The sequence below is a fragment of the Runella sp. MFBS21 genome (assembly GCF_029433105.1).
Taxonomy (GTDB): Bacteria; Bacteroidota; Bacteroidia; order Cytophagales; family Spirosomataceae; genus Runella.
Genome location: NZ_JARNTW010000004.1, coordinates 409,919 through 416,679 on the forward strand (window position 1 = coordinate 409,919; position 6,761 = coordinate 416,679).

3 protein-coding genes are annotated in these 6,761 nt (G+C 41.4%); all 3 read right to left on the reverse strand.

All coding sequences use genetic code 11. The features are described from left to right. Nucleotides 1–47: 47 nt before the first annotated feature. Nucleotides 48–800, reverse strand: a complete 753-nt coding sequence (locus P1X15_RS12065; RefSeq protein WP_277338375.1) for a DUF5602 domain-containing protein — start codon at nt 798–800, stop codon at nt 48–50. 273 nt (nt 801–1,073) lie between these two features. Next, the gene (locus P1X15_RS12070) at nt 1,074–5,090 is read right to left on the reverse strand and encodes a hybrid sensor histidine kinase/response regulator transcription factor (RefSeq protein ID WP_277338376.1); all 4,017 of its coding nucleotides are present in this window, start codon (nt 5,088–5,090) and stop codon (nt 1,074–1,076) included. Between the two features lie 214 nt (nt 5,091–5,304). Further along, on the reverse strand, nt 5,305–6,761 hold a 1,457-nt coding region (locus tag P1X15_RS12075), incomplete at its 5' end, for a T9SS type A sorting domain-containing protein (RefSeq protein ID WP_277338377.1).

A 6,761-nucleotide genomic window follows, 5' to 3' on the forward strand; every position in this document is an offset into this window, starting at 1 on the left:
CTCCAACCACTCCATTTAAGTTTCATTGAGTAGGGCAATGAAAGTTTTTATTGCATTATCATGAGATCTTCCATGCTGACGACGATGTCGTCGCCTTCTTGCTTGATGCTGTATTTCATGGGGAAATAACCAGCCTTGGCAAACTTGCTAGGAAGCGGAATGTTTTTAGAAAGATTAGGCTTACTTTTAAGAAACTCGTGAGAAACCATCGGCTCAATAAAAGTGACTTTTCCGTCATAAGAGCCATAGATGAGGGTTTCGGTAAATTTTCCTTTTCCAGCCAATTCAGGAGACGCAGGGTCGGCCCAGTGAACGCCCATTTCAGGAACTCCTGCTGGAAGTCTTATATAATTACTGGGTAAAAAACCCGCCGCAGGGAGGTTGTCAAACTTAGCGGGTGCTGCAGTGTAAAGAGGAATCGCTTTGCGTTCGGCCAAAGGCTGCCAATAAAAGTGCATGTCAAAATGCGCGAGGTCATATACCCCCGGAGGCTCGTGCCCCGTATGCAGATAGTCGAGCATGATGTGGTCAAAAGGTATTTTGCCGATGGCTTCATTGGGGAAAGCAAGTACAAGCGCAACACCTGCATGAGGAAGATTGTCAAGAGCCCCTTTGGTGAGGGTAAAGCCTACTGAAGTAGGTTGGTTGTCGGCTGAGAATTTTGCCCACGAGTAGGCTTTCCCGTTGCCGATGTTTTGTTCGGCACCTTTATAAATAGAAGCCGAAGGTGTTTGGTCTTTGGTGCTACAGCTTACTAAAAATGCAGCAAGCACCGTCAAAAGTAAAAGTAAGTTTTTCATAACGTGAGAAATTAAAAAATTTAAAGACTAAAAAAATATCAAATGAGCAAATGCTTGCTACGAAACTTGTTAGCAAAATTGGGATAATTTATAAGAAGGGTGTTAACACTTATGTGCCAATCTTTTCCTCATTTGTCCCATTTTAAGGTAGTGAAATGAGTAAGATGCTAATAGAAAAAAAGATTAACAATCTTTCCTCATTTTTAATAATCTTTTCCTCGTTTTGGACTTTTTTCTTGTATTGGCTTGAAAATAGAGGTTTTATGAAAAGGGCTATTTCCAATCTGAAGGATTTTTTCCAAACTTTTCGAGAAACATTTTGGAAAAATAGGGAAGACTTTCGAACCCGACTTGATAAGCAACCTCCGACACCGTTTTTTCATTTTCTTGGAGTAATGTAGCCGCTACTAGAAGTCGATAGTTACGAACGTATTCAGTAATAGTTTGGTTAGTCAATGCCTTTATTTTGCGTCGAAGCTGAACGGACGTAATTCCCATTTGTTGGGCAAATGAATCTACGTTGAAGTTACTGTCGCTGAGGTTTTGTTGGATGATGTGATTTGCTTTTTCCAAAAAAGGATCAATGGGTTGGGGTTCTGTATCCTTGTTGAATTGAGAGGAAGAGGTACTGTATTTTTCTTGTAAAAGCTGACGCTGCTGACGCAAATTCTGGACGCGTGTCTTTAACTCTTCTGCATTGAAGGGTTTGGAGATATAATCGTCGGCCCCTAAACTTAGCCCTTCGAGACGGTCTTCGAGACTTGCCTTAGCGGTAAGCATGATTACAGGAATATGATTGGTGCGTAAGTCTGTTTTGATTAGTTTACAAAAACTAAACCCATCTAAATGGGGCATCATAAGGTCACATATGATAATATCGGGAAGGTATTCATTGGCTTTATTCAGACCATCTTGCCCGTCGCTAGCTTCTATCACTTGATAATTTCCCTCAAAAATGGTTCTGACATATAATCGTAAGTCGGGATTGTCTTCTACAATAAGCAATATCGGCTCAGTTCCATTGGTTGAGGGCTGGGGCTGGGTTATAAATGGAGTAGGAAGAGAAAGCTGTGAAGCGGGAAGCACAGAAAGCTCAACAGAATCTAGCGTAGAAACTTGCTCCAAGGTAAAAGGAATAGATACTTTAAAAGTAGTACCTTGGGTCAATACGCTACTTACTTCAATTTGCCCTTTGAGTACATCTACCATTTCTTTTACCAAAGCCAATCCAATACCTGTTCCTTCATAATTGCGGCGATTGCTATCATCGACTTGATAAAATCGATCAAAAATACGGGGCAGTCGCTCAGCTTCGATTCCGATGCCATTGTCGGAAATGGTAAGAATCATTCTCTCCTCAGTTTGGTCTTTCTGTAAGTGAGTGGTGTATTCTACAATAGCGGTAATGCGGCCATTTTCGGCCGTAAATTTGAAAGCGTTAGAGAGTAAGTTAGTGATGATTTTTTCGATTTTGTCGGCATCGAAGTACACTATATGATTGCTACGGTTTTGGTCATATTGAAAAATGATTTTTTTGCTTTGCGCCAAAGATTCGAATGAGGCAAAAAGCTGCCTTAAAAACAAAGCAATATCTCCTTGTATGGCATGAGACTTCATCTGGCCTGCCTCGAGTTTTGATAAATCTAAGAGTTGATTGATGAGCGTTTGGAGTCTTATCAGGTTTTGCTGCATCATTAGAATAACACTTTCTTGGGGATATTTGTGTTTTAAATCCTCAAGAGGTCCTACCAAAAGCGTAAGAGGGGTGCGAAATTCATGTGAAATATTAGTAAAGAAGCGAGTTTTGAGCGTATCTAGTTCTGCCAATCGTTCGGTTTCTTTGTTTTTGTAAAACAACTGTTGTTGCAATCGCACCCGATTTAACTGACTTTGATACCAACGGTATCCAATCCATAGCAATATACCTGCATACAAAAGATAAGCCCACCAACTACGATAAACAGGAGGAGAAATATGAATTTTAAGTATCACAGGCTTACTCCATACCTCGCCATTAAGTGAACCCATTACATTAAAAGTATAATCTCCCGCTGGTAGCTGACCATAGTTGGCGAAGCGATTTGTTCCGGCTTCTACCCATTTATTGTCAATGCCTTCGAGACGATAACGGAAACGATTTTTGATGGGATTGGTGAAGTCCATGACGCCAAATTCCAAGGTAATGAGGTTTTGGTCATGCTTTAATTTCAAAATAGAGCATGTTTCGATGGGCTTATCCAAAATTCCACTTTCATCGTTTATCTCTATAGGTTGATTATTGATTTTTAGATTGATGATTTTGGTAATAGGAGTCGCTTGATTTTGATTTAGTTCTGATGCTTTAAACAATGTCACGCCATTGATTCCCCCAAAAAGCAGTGTACCATCGGGTGCTTTGTAATAGGAATTGGTATTAAATTCATTGTCTTGTAGTCCATCAGATTTATTAAAGTTGTTGAATATGAGTGTTTTGGGGTTGAGGCACGCTATGCCTCGATTGGTACTCATCCAAAGATTGTGGTCATCGCCCTCTATAATCCCATAGACCACCTTATTAGGTAGCCCTTGGGCTTCGGTAAAATGCTCAAATTCAGAAGTTTGTTTATTTAATTTTTCCAAGCCACCACCTTTGGTGCTGACCCACAGGTATTTATCAGGTGATAAGGGGTCATTGATCATGCCTGATACAAAATCATTACTTAAGCTTTTTCGGTCGGTTTTACTGTTTTTGTAGAGAGAGAAAGTGGGTTTTGTGAGAAAATTAGTAGCCTTGATAAGACCTTTTTGAGTGGCAATCCAAAGCGTATTTTTATCCTGGTAGAGGGCGTAAGTTTGCACCATGATACCGCTTTTGGGAAGTAAGTGCTGATAACTGTAAGTATGAAATTGTTCGTTAGAAGGATTAAAAGTAAGCAATTGGCCATTGAAGAGTCCCAGCCATATTCGTCCGTCGGAGGTTTCGAGGAGCCTAGCACTAAAATCTGGAATTATCCCTACCAACGGAACCCTATACTGCTTGATATACTTCCAATTTTTGTCAAACAAAACCAAGTTACGTGGCTCTTGCTCGCGGAGGTTGGATAGTACCCAAAACTGCTGTTTATGATCTTGAAGGAGGGCGTCGTGCCCGAATTTATGATCCTCAATAGGAGCCGGTAACGACTCTGGTTGATTGGTCTCAGTATTGAGTCGATAAAATTGGTAGGAGGGGAAATAGTTGGCGTGAAAATAGACTCGTTTTTGTTGGTCTTGAAACAAAGCACCCGACGAATATTTGGGTAGATAAGAACGAAATTGTTTAATATGAGGATTGAACTTGACGAGCCCATATCCTCGTGTACCTCCCCATATATTACCAGCTTTATCGCGAATGAGGAGGTTGAGGGGGGGAGAATTGGGTGGGAGTACGGCATAAGCATTTTCGGGCGTTAATGCTTTTATTTTTAATAAATCATCTGGCTTAAACAACCACAGATGCCGTTGGTTGGTAATAATCAATGTCCCGTCTTCAAATTGGTTTAATACCGAAAGGTCTTCTCCCTGAGGAAATGGAATAAAATATTTCGAACCAAGCACACTGCAATATATCTGCTGTGAAGCAATGGACCATAGCCGATTTTTATGATCACTAAGGCATTTGAAGAAAGAAGAGTTTGTATTGAAATGCCCTACAAAAAAATCGGGATATTTATGATTATAGAGACCCTTGGCGTATGCAATGCCCAAAGATTGTTTTTCGTTGCGAATAGGGATTTTATCGACAAAGTTTTGGGGTGAAACAGACTTTACCAAATGGCTAAAATCTACTTGGTTGGGATATCCTTTTGGAAGAGTAATTTTAAAAATTTTGTTGGCTACGTCGGTCATTACCCAAATTGAGCCGTCATTGTTGGTCAGAAGGCGAAGGATATTGTAATTGCTAGCTTCTTTTTGGGTATTGTCAACGATATTGGCGTGATAAAATTTCCCACTTTGAGGGTCATAAAGATTGAGGCCGTCTTTTTCAGTACCAATCCAAATTCGACCCTGCGAATCCTGCAATAGGCTAGTACAGGTATTGCCCGAAATGCTATTTTCGTTATAAGGATCGTGGGTAAAAACCTTAAAATTGTAGCCATCATAGCGATTAAGACCATCTTTTGTGGCTATCCACAAAAAACCTTCGCGGTCTTGCATAAGGTCATAAATCATTCCTTGCGAAAGACCATCTGCGATACTAATGGATTGCCAAGCAGTTTCTTGGGCAAAGCTAACGGTTGAGTAAAGTAAAAAAATCCAAAAAAAACGCATGGATATAGAGTTTCATTCAGCCTCAAAGTAAATAAAAAAATAATATTACAGGCGCAATTTCCTGTCAGTTTGTCTCCGCCAGAAAGTAAAAAAGGAACCTAAGTCATTATGGGTTAAGAAAACTTAGGTGTAAGTATAATTTCTTCTACATTAAAAAAGCGACGACTAGGGTCATCGCTTTTTGCAATCAATAGAATTAAAGTAGGGTAAATTGTTATTCTGGTTTGACAACCTTAATAGTTGTCGTTTTAAGAAGGGTTTTAACGTTGAGTAAATAAACACCGGGTTTTAAAGTAGCGATATCAAGGTTTTCGGTAAGGTTAGGAATCGTCGCGTAAATATGATGAGAGAATAAAGTTTGCCCTGCAATGCTCAACAATTGAAAGTCGACTCTTTGGTTGGCTACATCAACTAGTTTAACGGAAATGTGGCGGCCTACAGGATTGGGAGCTACAACCGCCCAATTATCAAGCGAAACTTCTTCTGCCATAGCAACTCTAGCATTACAGTTAGTTATGGAGACTGTTTTTGAACCCGTCATGGTTCTAGTACAACTAGTAGTAGCTTGAGTTGCGATTACGGTATAAGTGCCTGATAATGTCTGATTACCAAACGAAATGGCACTGCCTGTACCAGCGACTGGGCTACCGACATTGGTGTTACTACGGCGCAGCTGATAAACAAACCCTTCTTGTGAACCTGAAAGTCCAATACTGACTCCCGCTCCACCTTTGCAATAGCTACCTCCCCCAGTGAGTGAAAATGAAGAAGGAGTGATTCCGATAGTAACATTCGCACTGCCATTCATTGTAGCCATACAACTACCTTGAATAGATGCCTCAATTGTATAATTGCCGCTTTGTTGTATGCCAGTGAATACAATAATGTTTCCAGTACCATTTTTTGGCGTTCCTACTGGAGAGTTATTATGAAATAGTTGATAAGAAACATGGCTCTCCGAACTACTAAGTGATATAGCAGTAGAAGGTGCGTTGCCTCCTTGTGTGTTACAAATGCTTCCACCTCCTCCTACAGTGAAGGCAATAGGATAGGCATTTGATATGACAGACGCACTGCTGCTCATGTCTTTGGTGCAACTGGTAGAGGCATTGGTAGCCACGACAGTGTAGGTTCCTGTGACGGTTTGATTACCAAACGAAAGAGCGTTTCCCGTGCCAGCGACCACATTACCTACATTTGCATTATCTCTTTTGAGTTGGTAATTGACACCTGATTGTGAACCGCTGAGGGTGACTTCTACGCCTGTTCCTCCTTGGCAGAAGCTACCACCACCGCCGACGTTGTAGGCCGTGGGCAAGTCATTGACGGTGACAGACGCACTGCTGCTCATATCTTTGGTGCAACTGGTAGAGGCATTGGTAGCGACGACGGTGTAAGTACCAGCGACGGTTTGATTGCCAAACGAAATGGCATTTCCTGTGCCAGCGACCACATTGCCGACGTTTGCGTTGTCTCTTTTGAGTTGGTAATTGACACCTGATTGCGAACCACTGAGGGTGATTTCGACGCCTGTTCCTCCTTGACAGAAGCTACCGCCACCGCCGACGTTGTAGGCCGTGGGCAAGTCATTGACGGTGACAGACGCACTGCTGCTCATATCGTTGGTGCAATTGGTGGAGGCATTGGTAGCCACGACGGTGTAGGTTCCTG